Consider the following 15,082-nt stretch of genomic DNA (forward strand, 5'->3'; position numbering starts at 1 on the left):
CCCCATCCGGCCTTCGTGCGGGGTCAGCCGGTGTGGCGGGTCTGGTCGGGGACGTTGAAGCCGTTGACGCGGACGTCGGGCTTGGCGGCCGTGGCGGAGTAGCGTGCGGTGATGGTCTGCTGCTCGCCGGGCCAGAGCGTGACGTCGTTGTCGCTCCAACGGATCGGCAGCACCTGCTTGCCGCCGGCGAACAGGTCGGCCCGGGTGAACAGGGCCGGGGTGCCGCCGTGGCCGACGTTGCGGACGGTCACGCTCGTCACCATCTCGCGGCCCTCGCGGCGGGTCGTCGCGCTGACCCGGATGTCGGCGGGCTTGAGGGCGCGCAGGCCGGTCAGATCGGCGTACCCGTCCTTCTGGAAGACCGCGAACCCGTTGGACGGGGTGTACTGGCCGGGCGCGTGCGTCTTCGGCCAGTCGACCTGGTCGGCCTTGGTGGACAGCCAGTACACGTTGCGGCTGACGACCTCGGACCCGCGGGTGAGGGTGAGCTTCTCGAAGTAGGTCTTCGAGATCCCGGCCGGGACCTTCGGGTGCAGGACGGTCCGCACGTCCTGGCTGCCCAGCGCCCCGACGGGCGCGGTGGCGGTGGCGCGGACCTTGCCGTCGAGGTCGATGATCTGCGCGGTGGCCCGCAGGCCGTCCTGGCGGGCGCCGGTCAGGTTGGCGACCTTGATGGAACCGTCGTCGTAGGAGTACATGACGTGCACCGGCTCGTTGGCCTTCTTCGCGCCGAAGTAGACGCCCGGCTGGTCGAAGTCGGAGCCGTACATGCTCCACTGGAGCGACGGCCACGCCTTGTTCAGCATCCAGTAGATGATCCCGGTGCTGGGGTTCGCCTTGTCGGTGGAGTTGCCGATGTACGACTCGAACTGCGCGCGGGTGACCTCGTACTCACCGATCTGGACGGTCTTCTGGTACGAGCCGGCGTCCTTCCAGGGGCCGTACCGGTGCCACAGCGGGGTGTTGTAGACGCCCATCCGGGACAGGCGCGTGTAGTCGGCGTAGAAGAACGTGTGGTACATGTCCTGGCCGGCGGTCTGGCCCTGCGCGGTCGCCGGGTCCCAGATCTTCTTCTGCTCATCCGGGGTGAGGAAGCGGTTCAGCGAGTCCTGCGTCGGGATGGTGTTCCCCGTGCTGACCTCGGTGTCGAACCCCCAGGCGCTGCCGGTCATGCTGAGTGTCGGGTCGTTGGTGTTGACGGTCTCCCGCCTGTTGTTCCACAGGGCGCTCGGCGGGAAGTAGTTGTAGCCGCCCTCCTTGGTACCGGCCGGCCCGAGCTTGGGCGACGACTTGTACTCCGCCGCGGCGACCTGGGGGAGCCGGAAGTCGGCCTGCTCGAACGCCTTCAGGAAGAGGGCCTCCTTCTCCGCGTCGGGCGCGTCGTCGCTGCCCTGGAAGAAGGTGAAGACGCTCGGGTGGTCGCGGAGCCGCTCCGCCATCGTGCCCGCCTGGTTGGACGCGTTGGCCTTCACGTCGTCCGACCAGGTCGACGACTTGCTCTCCCAGAGGGCGCAGCACTGCCAGCCCGGCATGGCGAGGACGCCCGCCCGGTCGAGCTGGGCGAACATGTCGTCCGGCGGGAAGTTGCCCTCGAACCGGACCGCGTTCAGGCCCATGTTGCGGATGTAGGAGATCTGGTCGGAGACGTTGGACGGGGAGTAGCGCAGGAACAGGTCCGGCGACCATCCGGCGCCGCGGATGACCAGCGGCTTGCCGTTGACGATGAACTGCCGGTAGCCGTCCTTGCCGTGGGTCTCGCCGGGGACGGGCTTGGTGAGCCGCGACTCAACGGTCCGAATGCCGAAGTCCTCGGTGGCGGCGCTGGACACCGTTCCGGCCACGGACGCGTCCAGCGCGAGGTGGTAGAGCGGTTGGTCGCCCATCTGGTACGGCCACCACACGGCCGGGTGCTCCAGGTGCAGGCCGGGGCAGTCCGCCCTGGTGATCGCGATGGTGCGGGTCGCGTGCGCGGGCACCGTGACCGTGGCCTTGCAGGCGACGCGGTTGGAGCCGTGCGTCACCGTGCCGGACACGACCACCCGCTGCGCCGACCCGGTGTTGTTGCGCACGTCGGCCTTGACGGTCAGGTCGGCGCTGGACAGGTCGGGCGCGTCGTCCTGCAGGACGTGCGCGTTGCGGACCGAGACCGGGCCCTCCTGGACGATCTGCGGCGCGTACTGCAGCCCGGTGTTCTGGTCGGGTGCCATGGGGTTCCAGTCGACCTGGTTCTGGGTCAGGTACCGCATGGGCGTGTCGAACTTGGTGATGTCGGCGTCGTTGCGGGAGACGTCGAGCGCGATGGCGTTCGCCCCGTCCCGGACGTAGGGCGTGATGTCGTATTCCAGCCGGGCGTACGAGCCCTGGAGCTGCGCGCCTCCGGCGATCTTCTTCCCGTTGATCCAGAGGTCGGCCTTCCCGGAGACGCCGTTCAACACCAGGAACGTGCGGCCGTCTTCCCGGGGGTGGACGGTGAGTTGCTCGCGGTACCACCAGTTCACGTCGAACTGCTTGGCCGGGACCTTCGCCATGTTGTCGTTGTCGAAGATGTTCGGGTACCGGCCATTCTCCAGCAGGCCCGCCATCAGCGTCTCGGGCCGGGACAGCGGCAGCCAGTCCTTCGTCGAATAGTCCGGCTTGGAGATCTCGGCGCCGGTGTCGTGGGTGTCGGCGGACGACCGGATCGCCCAGCCGGAGGTCAGTTCCGTGGTTCCGGAGGACCGGATCCTCTGCACGGCGGGCCGGCGCCCGGCGAAGGCGTGGGCCGGCATCGCGGAGGCCAACGTCCCGGCGAGGGCGAGCGCGGCGCACAGCGCCGTGGTTCGAGTCCTGGACCCGCTCATGTGTCCATCACTCCTTTGTGCGGCCGGAGCCGGGCGCTTCCCGGCGGTGATGCCACCAATGCTCGGGCCGGGGGCACTCGCCGGGCAGTAGGGCCAGGACGTCAATGGGGGTGGTGCTAAGCCCACTTCGCGGTGAGAGCGGTGGCGTCCAGGAGCCGCCTGGTCTCGGGGTGGCCCGCGTCCTCCGCGGCCAGACCTAGAATCTCGGTAACCGAACAGGCAAGAGGCTTGATGCGACGAAGTGCGGCCGAGACCCGCGAGCACGTGCTGCAGGTCGCGCACGACCTGTTCTACTGGAACGGCATCCGGGCCGTGGGCGTCGACCGGGTGGCGGCCGAGGCCGGCGTCGCGCCCACGACCCTCTACCGGCTGTTCGCCTCCAAGGACTACCTGATCGCCGCCTACCTGGAGCGCGCCACCCACCTCTACCAGGAGTGGTTCGAAGCGGCCGCCGGCGACGCCGACCCCCGCGCCCGCATCCTCGGCGTGTTCGACGCCCTGACCGGTCAGGTCCATCCGCGCCAGTGCCGCGGCTGCCCGTTTCTCCTGGCGCTGGCCGAGTTCCCCGACCCCGAGCACCCGGCCCACCGGCAGGCCGTCGTGCTGAAACGCTGGGTACGGGACCGGCTCGGCGATCTGACCGCCGAGCTGGCCAAGACCGCCCCGATCGGCGACCCGGACCTGCTCGCCGACCATCTCGCGCTGCTCATCGAGGGCGTGTACGCCAGCGCGCAGGCTCTCGACGCCACCGGCCCGGCCCAGCGCGTCAGGTCTCTGGTCGAGAAACTCCTCGCGTTCAGCGAGGAGTGAGGAAGGCCATCGAACCGGATGCCGTGCGAGGGATTCTGCGTTCGGCTAATGTTAGGGAACGTTCCCTTACATTCGTGAACGGAGATGTGTGAGTTGACCAGGAAGCTCGCGATCTGGGCCGCGCCGGCCGCCCTCGCCCTGGGCCTGGCGGGTGTGACAGGCGCGTCCGCCGCCACGGTGAGGAACCGGCCCGCCGTGTCCACCGCTCAGGCGGCCGCCTCATCCACCGACGACTACATCGACCCCGGCCCTTACCAGCGCCGCCTCGATCCGCTGGTCGGCACCTGGAAGGCGGTGAAGTACAACTACATCCTCGGTGGCGACGGCACGCCGGTCGTCTCCCACGACATCACGGTCAAGACGCGCTGGATCACCAAGACGGGCGGCCGCTTCCTGCAGGAGCAGACCGAGGGCACCCTCGCCGGTAAGCCCTACTATCGGCTCGGCGTCCTGGGCTTCTCCAACGTCGACCGGCGTTACGAGTGGACCACCTTCGACAGCGTCACCCCGACGGCGATGACCTACCGCGGCGCCCCCGTCTCCGGGTTCCCGTCGGTACTCTCCATCCCGGGCATCTTCACCGACCCGGGCCTGCTGGGGCCGGCCGGCCGGACCATCGCGATGCGCACCGTGATCACCCTGAAGGGTCACCCTGCCTTCGACCTCTATTTCACCGAGCCGGGCCAGGCGGAGCGCCTCGTCGACCGAGTCGTCTACACGCATCGGATCCGATGAGCGTCTGAGCGCACCGCGGCCTTGTTCGCGGCGGCATGAGCGAGGTGTGGCAGGGGGCCGATCTGCGGCATCCTTGCCTCGGAGGACCATAGTGACCGACTCGAACACCAGCCGGGCCAGGCCAGGACTGCGCGAACGTAAGAAGGCCAGGACCCGCGCCACGATCCAGGCATGCGCCATGCGCCTGTTCCGCGAGCAGGGGTACGACGCCACCACCATCGAGCAGATCATCGACGCGGCCGAGGTCTCCGAGACGACCTTCTTCCGCTACTTCCCCACCAAGGAAGACGTGGTCCTGCACGACGACTACGACCCGATGCTCATCGAGGCGTTCCAGGCGCAGCCGCCCGGGATGTCGCCGGTCTCGGCCCTGCGCGCCGCGTTCGCCAAGGTCTTCGAGGAGATGACCGCCCAGCAGCGAGCCGAGCAGAACGATCGGATCGCGCTGAGCTTCGCCGTCCCCCGGCTGCGCGCGGCCATGCTCGACCAGATCTCCCAGGCCATCCGGCTCCTCGCCGGCGCCATGGCCGAACGCGCCGGCCGCCGCCCCGACGACTTCGCCGTCCGCACCGTCGCCGGCGCCGTCGTCGGTGCCGCCATGGCGGTCTCCGCGGCGGTCGCCGACGACCCGGACGCCGACCTCCCCGCCCTCATCGACCAGGCCATCGCCCACCTCGAACCCGGCCTCACCCTGTGACCGGGCGACGCCCCTGGCCCTGCGCGATGAGGTGGGTGGCGACCGTGCCCAGGTCGGGGCCGGAGATCGTGGGAGCGGCGTCGGCGGGCAGCGGGGTGCCGCCGTCGCGGGAGACGAAGGCGGTCCGCAGGCCCGCGTGGTGGGCGCCCGTGATGTCCCAGCCGTGTGCCGCGATGAGTACCGCGTCCGACGGTGCCACGCTCTGGTCCTCCAGCACGAGGCGGTACGGCTCGGGGGCGGGCTTCAGCCGGCCGGCCCGGTCCGCCGAGTAGACCGCGTCGACCAGCTCGCGGAGGCCCGAGTTGCGCAGCTGGTCCTCGGCCACGTCGCCGACCGAGTTGGTCAGCGTCACCACCCGGTGCCCGGCCTCGCGCAGCCGCCGCAGGGCGTCCGGGACGTCCGGATGGGCCGGCAGCCGTCGCATCCGCAGGCCCAGTTCTCGCTGGTCGTCCGCTGTCGCGGTCCGGCCGTACCGCTCGGCGATCGGCGGCAGGCACGCCGCCGCGATCTCGCCGAACGGACGGTAGGCGCCCGCGGCCGTCAGGGCCAGCGCGTTGTGAATCATCAGGGCGAACCACTCGCGCCGGGCGTCCGGGTGGCCGGTCACCGAACCGAACAGGTCGTCGAGCCCGGCCAGGTCCAGCAGCGTCTCGTTCACGTCGAACACGCACAGCATCCGAGGGCCTCCATAGGTACGATCGGATTCGTACCGAGAAAGGTACGATAAATGTCGTACCTTGTCGAGGGAAACGAGCAGCCCGACGCCTCGTTCGGGCGCCATCCGGCGCCCGAACGGCTCACGACACTCGGTCAGACTGGCGCGTCACCATCCATGGCCCCAGCTGTGGTAGCTGTACCAGTCCTCGTCCCAGCCGCCGCCCCAGCCGTAGTCGTCGTCGTCGTCCCAGCCCCAGCAGTCGTCCCCCCAGCAGCCCTGGGCGGTCGTGACCTGCAGCGGCGTGACGCTCGCGGCCTGAACGGCGGGCCTGGCCTGCTGTGCGCCGGCGGGCGTCGCGGTGCCGACGGCGAGCGCGGTCATGCCCGCCACGGCGGCGCCACCGATGGCCGTCGCCATGCGTGTCCGGATTCTCATGGAGACCCCCCGGTCCTTCCACGGCGCGCCCGGCCGGCATGTGCCGTTCCGGAGCGCGAACCCTGCTCGTGAAAGTCACCTGATCGCTCTCAGGCTATGCCGCAGTGCGGGGAGGGCGCGGTTCCCCCAGGGGGACATCTGACCGTACGCCGGCGGGTGACACCCGGGAGCTCGCGCGCCGCGTTGTTAGGCTCCGGACCAGCTATCCGGACAAAGAGGGGGATACCGGTGTCGGAGATCGCGGTCGTGGACGTGCCCCAGTGGCAAGGGTCGGGCGCGGCGACCGCACGGCGTCTGCGTGACGGCGCCCGGCTGCTGGCCGGCCTCGTACCGGCGGCGGAACACCTGCGCGTGGACGTTCCCGCCGAGCCCGGTGACGTGCTGGCCGCCAACGTCGCGAAGGTCCGGGCCGCGCTCGACCGCGCCCGGGGGCGTCTGACGGTCACGGTCGGCGGCGACTGCGGCGTCGAGCTGGCACCGGTCGCCGCGGCCGTACGGCGGCACGGCGAGCGGCTGGCGGTGGTCTGGTTCGACGCGCACGGGGACCTGAACACGCCGGAGTCCTCACCGTCCGGGGCCTTTCACGGCATGGTGCTCCGCACGCTCCTCGGCGAGGGGCCGCCCGCGCTGGTGCCCGACCGGCCGCTGCGGCGTGACCAGGTGGTGCTCGCGGGCGTACGCGCGCTGGACCCGGCCGAGCGCGCGTACGCCGACGGGCTGCCCGTCGTGACCGACGCGGCGTCTCTGCTGGAGGCGGTCGGCGACGCGGACGCGGTGTACGTCCACATCGACCTCGACGTGCTCGACCCCGGCGTGTTCGCCTCGGTGGGCACGCCCGAGGCCGGCGGGCTGACGCCCGGCCAGGTCGTCGACATGGTCACCGCCCTCGCCGGACGCGTGGAGATCGCCGGTCTGGGCATCACCGAGTACGAGCCCGCGCGGCCGCAGGACCAGGAGACACTCGCCGGTCTGGTCGGCCCGGTCGTGGCGGCGTGTGCGGCCTCGGTCGTACGGGAGGTCGAGCGGCGGGCGTTCGCGGCGTGGCCCGCGGGCACGGTGGTGGAGGAGGCCGGCTGGCTGCTGCGGCACACTCCGGGCGTCGGGCGGCGGCGCTCGAACTCGGCGGTGCCCGCCGGGGAGCCGTCGATCGACCACCTGGAGGCGTTCTACCGCGCGCGCGGCCTGCCCGCGATGGTGCAGCTTGGCCCGGCGCACCGGGACCTGGACGCGGCCCTGGCCGAGCGTGGTTACCGCAAGGACGCGCCCACGTCCGTCATGACCGCCCTGACCTCGGATGTCGTGGACGCCTCGTGCACCGCCTCGCCGGCCGTCGACCTGGCCGAGACGCCCGACGCGTGGCTGAAGATCTTCGCCGAGCTGAACGCGCGCGCCGACAGCGTGGAGGTCGGCGAGAAGGTGATCTCCCGCATCGCGACGCCCGCGGCCTTCCTGAGCGTGACCCGTGACGGGCGCCCGGCGGGGATGGGCCTGTTCGCGGCCGACGCGGGCTGGGCGGGAGTGTTCGCGATGGCGACCCGGCCGGACCTGCGAGGCCAGGGCATCGCGACCGCCGTCCTCGGCGCCGGGGCACGGTGGGCCGCCCACCAGGGGGCGACCCGGCTGTACCTCCAGGTCGAGGACGACAACGACACCGCGCGACGGCTCTACGCCCGGGCCGGTTTCACCCGGTCACACGGGTACCACTACCGGATCGGTCAGGCCCGGTCGGGCGAGCCGGCCTCGATCCAGCGGTAGACCTCGCGTACGCCGTCGGCCAGGGTGGTGCGGGCGCTCCAGCCGAGGTCGGCGCGGACACGCGCGGAGTCGAGGGCGCTGCGCAGCACCTCGCCGGGACGGGCCGGCCGGAACTCCGGTTCGAGCGTGCGACCGGCGGCCTGCCCGACGACGTCGATGAGGTCCAGCACACTGGTCTCGCGTCCGGTGCCGATGTTCCAGACGCCGGGGGTCTCGGTGCGGGCGGCGGCCAGGAACGCCGCGGCGACGTCACCGACGTAGACGTAGTCGCGGGTCTGCTGCCCGTCGCCGTAGACGGTCGGTCGCTCGCCGCGCAGCGCCCGGCCGCAGAAGATGCCGACGACCCCGGCCTCACCGGTGGGGTCCTGCCGGGGTCCGTAGACGTTGGCGAGCCGCAGCGCCGCGTGGGTGGTGCCGTGGAGGCGGTTGTAGAGGGCGAGGTACTGCTCGGCGCAGTACTTCGCGGTCCCGTACGGCGCCTCGGGCGCCGGCCGCTCGTCCTCCGACGTGGGGACGGGCACGCCGCCGCCGTAGATCGCCCCGCCCGTGCTGGCGAACAGCACCCGCGCTCCGACGGCCCGCGCGGCCTCCAGCAGGTTCACCGTGCCGACGACGTTGACCGCCGCGTCGGCCGCGGGCGCGTCGACCGACACCCGTACGTCGATCTGGGCGGCGAGATGGCAGATCACCTGCGGCTTGGCCTGCTCGACCGCCTCGGTGAGCGCGTCGGCGTCGGTGATCGCGGCGTTGAAGGCCGTGACCGAGGGGTCGACGCGCCCTGGCCGCCCATGGGAGAGGTCGTCGAGGACGGCGACCTCGTCCCCGTCGGCGGCGAAGGCGTCCGTCACATGAGAGCCGATGAACCCGGCACCGCCGGTCACAAGAATCCGCATGTCAGGAAAGCCTAGTGTCGCGTCAAGCAACGTTGGTCGTGTAGTGACCGTGTTGCTTGATCCTCGCCGTTGGGGCGAGCGACTCCCCACCGTGTGGTGGGGCGGGCCGCGGCCGGCCAGGGGACCCATCGGCGATGCCGTGATGAGGGCGTCGCCTCGGGCCACGCCGGGACCGTCCGGCACCGGGTAGGCGCCGTCCGGCTCGACGGTGCGTGATCACCACCGGAACGGATTCTTGCTGGTGGTGATGGATCCGCCCACCGCCGGGGGGCGATGCAGGACGAGGCGTTCGGGACGTCATGCTGCGGCGAAGGTGCCCCGTTTCCGGGGCACCCCGACCGCTGCCCGTGCTACTGGGCGGGGACCTTGTCCAGGAAGCCGTGGACGTCCTGGATCCGGCCGTCGGCGGCGAGCACCGCCACGTCGAAGCCGACGACGACGGCCTCGCCGTCCTCCGGGCCCAGTTCCCAGGTGAACCGGGCGAGATCGTGGTGCGCGTCCACCGACGGCCCGAGCCGGAAGACGAAGCCGGGAAACTGCTCCTGGACGGCGCCGATGACGGCGTCGATCCCGTCGTGCCCGGTGACGTCGGCGAGCGGATCGACGTACCGGCCGTCGGCGGCGAACAGTGCCTCGACCTGTGTGCGGCGGGCGGCGGGGTCCTTCTCGTTCCAGACGTCGATGTAGCGGTTGACCAGGTCGTTCATGGTATTTCCTCCTGTTGTGGACACCCATGACGATGCCAGCGCCCCGGCAGGAGATCGATTACGCGCGAGGTAATGAATCAGGCGTTCTCGTGACAGCGGAATTCTCTACGCTCAGAAGAACCTCCGAACCGCCCGACCTCCGGGAGCCACGTTGTCGTCAGCACTGCGCGCGCGGTTGAAGCACGTCTACTGGATCGGCGGCGGCAGCGGTGCCGGCAAGTCGACCATCGCCCGGCGCATCGCGGCCCGGCACGGTCTGCACGTGTACGCGACCGACGACGCCATGCCGGACCACGCCGGGCGCAGCACTCCGGAGGACGCCCCGCAGCTGAGCAGGTTCAAGGCCATGGACATGGACGAGCGGTGGGTGACCCGGTCTCCGGAGGTCATGCTCGACACCTTCCACTGGTTCCGGGGCGAGGGGTTCGGCCTGATCGTCGAGGACCTGCTGCGACTGCCGGCGGAGACCGGCGTGATCGCCGAGGGCTTCCGGCTCCTGCCGTCCCTCGTCGAACCGCTGCTCGCCGAGCCCGGGCAGGCCGTCTGGCTCCTGCCGACGCCCGCGTTCCGCCGGGCCGCGTTCGACACCCGCGGGACGACCTGGGACATCCCGCGTAAGACCAGCGATCCGGGTCGGGCCCGGCGCAACCTGCTCACGCGCGACGAGCTGTTCACCGACCGCCTCGCCGAGGAGACGAAACGCCTTGGCCTGCCCGTCGTCGAGGTCGACACCGAGATGAGCGAGGACGAACTGGTCGAGTGCGTGAGCGGACGGTTCGGGCTCTGAGTCGTTCTAGGAGCACAGGGCGGTCGTCACCGCGGCCCGCATGTCGGTGTCCTGGGCGTCCGAGCCACCCGGGTCGAGGTTCACCATGACCGTGGCCTGCCGGCCGTCCGTCGTGGCGCCGCTCACCGTCTCGAAACCGAAGATGTCGCCGCCGTGTCCCCAGTACACGCCACCGCATGGCAGCGGGTACCGCTCCAGGCCCAGCCCGTACGCGCGGCCGCCCGAGCTCCCCGTCGCCCGCGTGCGCGTCATCTCGGCCAGTTCCGCCGGACGCAGCAGACGCCCGTGCAGGAGCGCGTCGAAGAACCGTGACGTGTCGGAGGCACTGGAGATCATGTTGCCGCTTCCGGCGGCGACCGACGGGTTGAACTCCGTCACGTCGATCGGCTCTGCGTCGGCGCCCGGCCGTACGTAGCCCCGCGGGTGCGCCCCGGGGATCGTGGTCTCGTCGCCGGGCACGGAGGTGGATCGCAGCTCGAGCGGTTTCAGGATGCGTCGCTCGATCTCCGTGGCGTACGGCTGACCGGTCACCTTTTCGATCAGCATCGCGGCCAGCAGGTAGTTGGTGTTGCTGTAACTCCACTTCCTACCCGGCTTGAACAGCGGTGGGTGCGCCAGCGCGATCCCGAGAAGCTCGGCGGGGTCGTGGTGCGCGTACCGGTCGGTCAGGATGTCCTGCGGCTTGAGGTACGTCAGGTAGTCGGGCAGCCCGCTCGTGTGCTGGAGCAGTTGCCGTACGGTGATGCGCCGGCCGTCGTTGCCGTTGCCGCGCACGACGCCGGGCAGGTAGCGCTCCACCGGGGCGTCCAGGGCGACGCGGTGTTCGCCCACGAGCTGCAGCACCACCGTCGCGATATAGGGCTTGGTCATGCTACCGATGCGGAAGTTGCCGTCGCCTTGCTTCTCCCAACCAACCGACCCCGACCGACCTCCCGTTCTCATCGGAGCGTTCGTGCGCAGATCCGCGACGCCGCTGGTCAGCACGGTCTCGCCATGCCGGTTCCGTATCTCGGCGAGGGCGCCGGGCGCCCCGTCGTCGGTGGTGAGCCGGTTCAGCACCTGCTGGACCGCGGTGTGGCCGGCCGTCGGGCCGGTCGACTGGGCGGCGGCTCGCGGCCCGGCCAGGGCCGCGGACGACGCGAGGCCCATGGCCAGGGTGAGTGCGGCGCCCAGCGCCCGTGCGTACATGTTCATGTGACCCTCCCGTGGAGATCGACTGGGTGGTCACGTTAGGAATCGCGCGCCGTGGCCCGCGTCACCCGCCAGAGCCATCGCGGGCGTCATACCGGGGACTCAGTCCATGACCGTGAGGATGAAGCGGACGTCCTCGTCGGTCTCGTTCGCGTACGCGTGGGCGCGGTCGCCGTGGAACAGGGCGGCGTCGCCCGCCGCCACCTCCGTACGGCTCTCGCCGACGACCAGGGACAGCACGCCCGACTCGACGCTGATGATCTCCCGGGTGCCCGAGCTGTGCGGCTCGCTGTCGCGGCGCTCGCCGGGCCGCAGCTTCCATCGCCACAGTTCGAGCGACGGCCGCGGGTCGCTGCCGGCCAGCAGCGTGCCGGTGCCGCCCGACGGGCCGTTCCACAGCACGACGTGGCGGTTCGCGGGGAACAGCTGGATCGGCGGCTCCTCCTCGACCTGGACGAGCCGGGTCAGCGGGACGCCGAGGGTGTCGGCGACCCGGATCAGCGTGCTGAGGTTGGGATTGCCGCGCGCCTGCTCCAGCGCGACGAGCACGCCCTTGCTGAGTCCGGCGCGTGCGGCGAGCTGGTCGAGGCTCCAGCCGTGCGCGCCGCGCAGGGCGCGAACGGTGCGGGCCACCGCGTCGCCGACCGTGTCTGTCATGGGCCACTCTCGATGGTCGTTATAGTGAACTACTCGGTACTATATTCCGACCGAACCCGGGAAGAGGGCGCCATGCTCGAACGAATCAGCGTCGATGACACGGTACGCACGCTGCGGCCCGACTTCGCCGTCCTCCTGATGACCGCCGAAGGCCTGGTCAACGGCCCGTCCGCCGGCAGCGAGAGCACCGACGGCCTCGCCGAGGCCGCCACCCCGCACGTCGAGGCGTGGCGCGAGGCGTACCGCGGGTTCGGCGTGAACCCCAAGCGCGCCCGCCCCTCCGTGGACGCCCTGCTCCGCCGCCCCGAGCTGCCCGCCATCAACGGGGTCGTCGACGCCTACAACCTGATCAGCGTGCGCCACGGTCTGCCCATCGGCGGCGAGGACCTCGACACGTACGTCGGCCCGGCGCGGCTGACCCGCGCGGTGGGCGATGAGGAGTTCGGCACCGTCAAGGAGGGCGAACCGGTCGTCGAGCACCCCGAGCCGGGCGAGGTGATCTGGCGTGACGACGTGGGCGTCACCTGCCGCCGCTGGAACTGGCGCCAGTGCACGCGCACGCGCATCACCGAGCAGACCAAGAACGCCCTGTTCATCCTCGAACGGCTCGAGCCGTACTCGCTCGACCGGCTGATCGAGGCCGGCGACGAGCTGGCCGGACTGCTGCGCGCGATCACGCCCGGGGCCACCGTCACCACCCGGCTGATCGAGCCATGATCATCGCACTGGCCCTGAGCTCCGCGATCGTCTTCGGCGCCGGCGACTTCTGCGGTGGCGCGGCGTCGCGGCGCGGTGGAGCGACCGGCGTCCTGGTTCTCAGCCTGCCCGCCGGGCTGGTCCTGCTGCTGGCCGTGGCCCTGGCGTTGGGTGACGGATCGAGCGGCGGCGCCCTGACATGGGGCGTCGCCTCCGGGCTCGCGGGCGGCGGGGCCCTGCTGGTCTTCTACCGTGCCCTGGCGCAGGGGCCGATGAGCGTGGTCGCCCCGGTCTCGGGGCTGATGGCCGCCGTCGTGCCCGCCGTCGTCGGGGTGGCACAGGGGGACCGCCTGTCGCCCATGGCCATCACCGGGATCGTGCTGTGCCTGGTGGCCATCTGCTTCGTCAGCATCGAGCCGAGCGACGAGCAGCGGACCCGCGCGGGACTGCGCGGCCCGCTGCTGGCCCTGCTCGCCGGCGCGGGCTTCGGGGCGTTCTTCGTGCTCATCCAGCAGGGCGACGACGGCACGCTGTGGCCCCTCGTCGCCTCCAAGGCGGTCGGCGTCGTGATCGTCGTCATCGCCGCCCTGGCGACCCGCAGCCGGCCGCCGGTGCACGACCGCGTCACCGCCGGCATCGCGCTGCTGGCCGGGTCGCTGGACGTGCTCGGCAACGCGCTGTACGTGCTGGCGTCGCGCGCCGGGATGCTCAGCATCGCCGGCGTGCTCAGCTCGCTCTACCCGGCGAGCACCGTGGTGCTGGCCCGGCTGGTGTACGGCGAACGGCTCCGGCCGATTCAGCGCGTCGGGCTCGTCGTCGCCGTGGCCGGCGTCGGGCTCGTCACGTCGGGCTGACCGGCGCCGCCCCGCGCTATCGGAGGTTGACGACGATGTCGGAGTGCTGCGGGCTGGACCGCAGACCGGCCGACTCCAGCGCCTTGCGGTAGGCGTCCATCATCGCGGCGGAGTCCTCGGCCGTGCCGAACAGGTCGCCCAGCTCACGCCAGACCCGCGCGGTGGCCCGCGAGGCCTCCAGACCGGCCAGCTCGTCGCGGGCCGCGCGCAGGGCGGTGAGCGCCTTCTCGCGGTCCTTGTCGGCGACGAGCGCCTGGGCGAGCATCAGCCGGGCGCGGATCGTCGTGACCGACGCCCGCGGCTCGGCGGTGACGTCGGCCAGCACGCTCTCGGCGATGCGGACGGCGGCCGACGGCTCGCCGAGCAGCACCTTCGAGCGGGCCATCTCGATGCGGCACTCGGCGGCGTCCATGCCGCTGAGGACCGGCTCGGCCTCGTTGAGGAGTTCGAGCGCCTTGCCGGCGTCCACCGGCGAAGCACCCGAGGGCAGGAGAGTACGGGCGGCCGTGACGCGCAGGCGGGCCTGGGCCTTGGCCTGGTCGCCGCCGGCGTGCAGGGCGAGCGCCTGCTCGGCGAGGTAAAGCGACTCGCCGCCCTCGCCCTCCTCCAGGGCCTGCCGGCTCGCCTCGACGTAGGCGGTGATCATCACGGCGGGGTCGGGCTCGCCCGCGGCCAGGAGCCGCTCGGCCAGCTCGTGCGCCGGGTCGGGCTCGCCGCGGTCGAGGTAGGTCGCGATGAGCGTACGGCCGATCTCGGCGGCGTCCTCGCCACCGAGCAGGCGGAGGTCGGCCAGGCGGTTCAGCGCGGACTCGCCGAGTGCGAGGGTGCGGCCGAGGTCGCCGGCGGTGCGGTAGCAGCGGGCCAGCACGATGGTCACCGGCAGCCAGCCGGCGCGGCCACGGTCGCGCGTGGCCTCCTCGCGCAGCTCTTCGAGCGCCTTGATCGCCTCTTCGCCGCGGCCCAGCGTCTCCAGCGCGCGTGCGCGGCCCCATCGGGCGCGCTTCATCAGCTCCGGGTCGTTGTCGACCGCGTCGAGGATCTCGTTGAACCACGTGAGCGACTGCTCGGCGTCGCCCGCGAGGAGTGCGAGCTCGGCGTGGCGCGCGCGTACTTGCAGGTGGAGGCGTTCTTCGGGCTCAATGCCCTCGGAGAGGTATTCCGGCAGGCAGCCCAGCCTGCTGGCGAGCAGCCGTACGACGGCGGGAGTCGGGGTGCGCTTCCCGGACTCGATCAATGAGATGTAACTGTCGGACAACTCGGTCCCGGCAAGCTGCGCCTGAGAGAGGTGCTTACTCAGCCGCAGGTTACGGACTCGCTCACCAACGCTTCCTTGACCCGGCATCACGTCTCACTTACCGAAGGGCTAC

The 15,082-nt window shown here is 71.4% G+C and carries 15 protein-coding genes; 7 read left to right on the top strand and 8 right to left on the bottom strand.

Annotated elements, in window-relative coordinates; translation table 11 throughout:
• Positions 1-23: 23 nt before the first annotated feature.
• Positions 24-2,840 carry a glycosyl hydrolase 2 galactose-binding domain-containing protein gene (locus ACQEV1_RS01925; RefSeq protein WP_433390420.1) on the bottom strand — a complete coding sequence of 939 codons (2,817 nt, stop codon included), beginning with the start codon at positions 2,838-2,840 and terminating at the stop codon, positions 24-26.
• 231 nt (positions 2,841-3,071) lie between these two features.
• Between ACQEV1_RS01925 and ACQEV1_RS01930 the strand changes: the two genes are divergently transcribed.
• The 3 genes from ACQEV1_RS01930 (at position 3,072) to ACQEV1_RS01940 (ending at position 5,082) form a co-directional block, all read left to right on the top strand.
• Positions 3,072-3,650: a TetR/AcrR family transcriptional regulator gene (locus ACQEV1_RS01930; RefSeq protein WP_433390423.1), complete on the top strand. Its 579-nt coding sequence runs from the start codon at positions 3,072-3,074 to the stop codon at positions 3,648-3,650.
• Between the two features lie 93 nt (positions 3,651-3,743).
• A complete protein-coding gene (locus ACQEV1_RS01935; protein ID WP_433390426.1) occupies positions 3,744-4,385 on the top strand; it encodes a DUF1579 family protein in 642 nt (213 codons plus the stop codon).
• Positions 4,386-4,476: 91 nt separating this feature from the next.
• Positions 4,477-5,082, top strand: coding sequence for a TetR family transcriptional regulator (locus tag ACQEV1_RS01940; protein ID WP_285636036.1), 606 nt, complete (start codon positions 4,477-4,479; stop codon positions 5,080-5,082).
• Here ACQEV1_RS01940 and ACQEV1_RS01945 read toward each other — a convergent pair.
• Together ACQEV1_RS01945 and ACQEV1_RS01950 are read right to left on the bottom strand one after the other, a co-directional pair.
• Positions 5,072-5,758, bottom strand: coding sequence for a haloacid dehalogenase type II (locus ACQEV1_RS01945; protein WP_285636039.1), 687 nt, complete (start codon positions 5,756-5,758; stop codon positions 5,072-5,074). The genes ACQEV1_RS01940 and ACQEV1_RS01945 overlap by 11 nt on opposite strands.
• Before the next feature lie 147 nt (positions 5,759-5,905).
• Positions 5,906-6,175 carry a hypothetical protein gene (locus tag ACQEV1_RS01950; protein WP_433390431.1) on the bottom strand — a complete coding sequence of 90 codons (270 nt, stop codon included), beginning with the start codon at positions 6,173-6,175 and terminating at the stop codon, positions 5,906-5,908.
• A gap of 228 nt (positions 6,176-6,403) precedes the next feature.
• Between ACQEV1_RS01950 and ACQEV1_RS01955 the strand changes: the two genes are divergently transcribed.
• Positions 6,404-7,930, top strand: coding sequence for a GNAT family N-acetyltransferase (locus ACQEV1_RS01955; protein WP_433390434.1), 1,527 nt, complete (start codon positions 6,404-6,406; stop codon positions 7,928-7,930).
• Here ACQEV1_RS01955 and ACQEV1_RS01960 read toward each other — a convergent pair.
• Positions 7,891-8,823: an NAD-dependent epimerase/dehydratase family protein gene (locus ACQEV1_RS01960; RefSeq protein ID WP_433390436.1), complete on the bottom strand. Its 933-nt coding sequence runs from the start codon at positions 8,821-8,823 to the stop codon at positions 7,891-7,893. The two genes, ACQEV1_RS01955 and ACQEV1_RS01960, sit on opposite strands and share 40 nt — an antisense overlap.
• Positions 8,824-9,173: 350 nt before the next feature.
• Positions 9,174-9,530 (bottom strand): nuclear transport factor 2 family protein, encoded by a 357-nt coding sequence (locus tag ACQEV1_RS01965; RefSeq protein WP_433390438.1) that lies wholly within the window; start codon positions 9,528-9,530, stop codon positions 9,174-9,176.
• A 151-nt stretch (positions 9,531-9,681) separates the two neighbouring features.
• Between ACQEV1_RS01965 and ACQEV1_RS01970 the strand changes: the two genes are divergently transcribed.
• The gene (locus tag ACQEV1_RS01970; RefSeq protein WP_433390441.1) at positions 9,682-10,317 is read left to right on the top strand and encodes a hypothetical protein; all 636 of its coding nucleotides are present in this window, start codon (positions 9,682-9,684) and stop codon (positions 10,315-10,317) included.
• Between the two features lie 6 nt (positions 10,318-10,323).
• On the opposite strand, the gene ACQEV1_RS01975 is transcribed toward ACQEV1_RS01970, so the two are convergent.
• Both ACQEV1_RS01975 and ACQEV1_RS01980 read right to left on the bottom strand, forming a co-directional pair.
• Entirely contained in the window at positions 10,324-11,511 is a 1,188-nt protein-coding gene (locus ACQEV1_RS01975) for a serine hydrolase domain-containing protein (RefSeq protein ID WP_433390444.1), read from the bottom strand.
• A 99-nt stretch (positions 11,512-11,610) separates the two neighbouring features.
• A complete protein-coding gene (locus ACQEV1_RS01980) occupies positions 11,611-12,165 on the bottom strand; it encodes a helix-turn-helix domain-containing protein (protein ID WP_285636059.1) in 555 nt (184 codons plus the stop codon).
• Between the two features lie 72 nt (positions 12,166-12,237).
• On the opposite strand from ACQEV1_RS01980, the gene ACQEV1_RS01985 reads away from it, so the two are divergent.
• Together ACQEV1_RS01985 and ACQEV1_RS01990 are read left to right on the top strand one after the other, a co-directional pair.
• On the top strand, positions 12,238-12,882 hold the full coding sequence (locus ACQEV1_RS01985) for a B3/B4 domain-containing protein (RefSeq protein ID WP_433390447.1): 645 nt from the start codon (positions 12,238-12,240) through the stop codon (positions 12,880-12,882).
• Positions 12,879-13,715 carry an EamA family transporter gene (locus ACQEV1_RS01990; RefSeq protein ID WP_433390450.1) on the top strand — a complete coding sequence of 279 codons (837 nt, stop codon included), beginning with the start codon at positions 12,879-12,881 and terminating at the stop codon, positions 13,713-13,715. Before ACQEV1_RS01985 ends, ACQEV1_RS01990 begins: the two co-directional genes overlap by 4 nt.
• Before the next feature lie 16 nt (positions 13,716-13,731).
• On the opposite strand, the gene ACQEV1_RS01995 is transcribed toward ACQEV1_RS01990, so the two are convergent.
• A complete protein-coding gene (locus ACQEV1_RS01995; protein WP_433390452.1) occupies positions 13,732-15,057 on the bottom strand; it encodes a helix-turn-helix domain-containing protein in 1,326 nt (441 codons plus the stop codon).
• Between the last annotated feature and the right edge of the window lie 25 nt (positions 15,058-15,082).

The sequence above is a fragment of the Actinoallomurus sp. CA-142502 genome (assembly GCF_050936355.1).
Taxonomy (GTDB): Bacteria; Actinomycetota; Actinomycetes; order Streptosporangiales; family Streptosporangiaceae; genus Actinoallomurus; species Actinoallomurus iriomotensis.

What these genes read in the sequence shown, in the direction of transcription:
- ACQEV1_RS01950 (WP_433390431.1), bottom strand. Translation starts at nt 6,175, where the DNA reads ATGAGAATCCGGACACGCATGGCGACGGCCATCGGTGGCGCCGCCGTG.
- ACQEV1_RS01925 (WP_433390420.1), bottom strand. Translation starts at nt 2,840, where the DNA reads ATGAGCGGGTCCAGGACTCGAACCACGGCGCTGTGCGCCGCGCTCGCC.
- ACQEV1_RS01965 (WP_433390438.1), bottom strand. Translation starts at nt 9,530, where the DNA reads ATGAACGACCTGGTCAACCGCTACATCGACGTCTGGAACGAGAAGGAC.
- ACQEV1_RS01990 (WP_433390450.1), top strand. Translation starts at nt 12,879, where the DNA reads ATGATCATCGCACTGGCCCTGAGCTCCGCGATCGTCTTCGGCGCCGGC.
- ACQEV1_RS01975 (WP_433390444.1), bottom strand. Translation starts at nt 11,511, where the DNA reads ATGAACATGTACGCACGGGCGCTGGGCGCCGCACTCACCCTGGCCATG.
- ACQEV1_RS01960 (WP_433390436.1), bottom strand. Translation starts at nt 8,823, where the DNA reads ATGCGGATTCTTGTGACCGGCGGTGCCGGGTTCATCGGCTCTCATGTG.
- ACQEV1_RS01930 (WP_433390423.1), top strand. Translation starts at nt 3,072, where the DNA reads ATGCGACGAAGTGCGGCCGAGACCCGCGAGCACGTGCTGCAGGTCGCG.
- ACQEV1_RS01985 (WP_433390447.1), top strand. Translation starts at nt 12,238, where the DNA reads ATGCTCGAACGAATCAGCGTCGATGACACGGTACGCACGCTGCGGCCC.
- ACQEV1_RS01995 (WP_433390452.1), bottom strand. Translation starts at nt 15,057, where the DNA reads ATGCCGGGTCAAGGAAGCGTTGGTGAGCGAGTCCGTAACCTGCGGCTG.
- ACQEV1_RS01945 (WP_285636039.1), bottom strand. Translation starts at nt 5,758, where the DNA reads ATGCTGTGCGTGTTCGACGTGAACGAGACGCTGCTGGACCTGGCCGGG.
- ACQEV1_RS01980 (WP_285636059.1), bottom strand. Translation starts at nt 12,165, where the DNA reads ATGACAGACACGGTCGGCGACGCGGTGGCCCGCACCGTTCGCGCCCTG.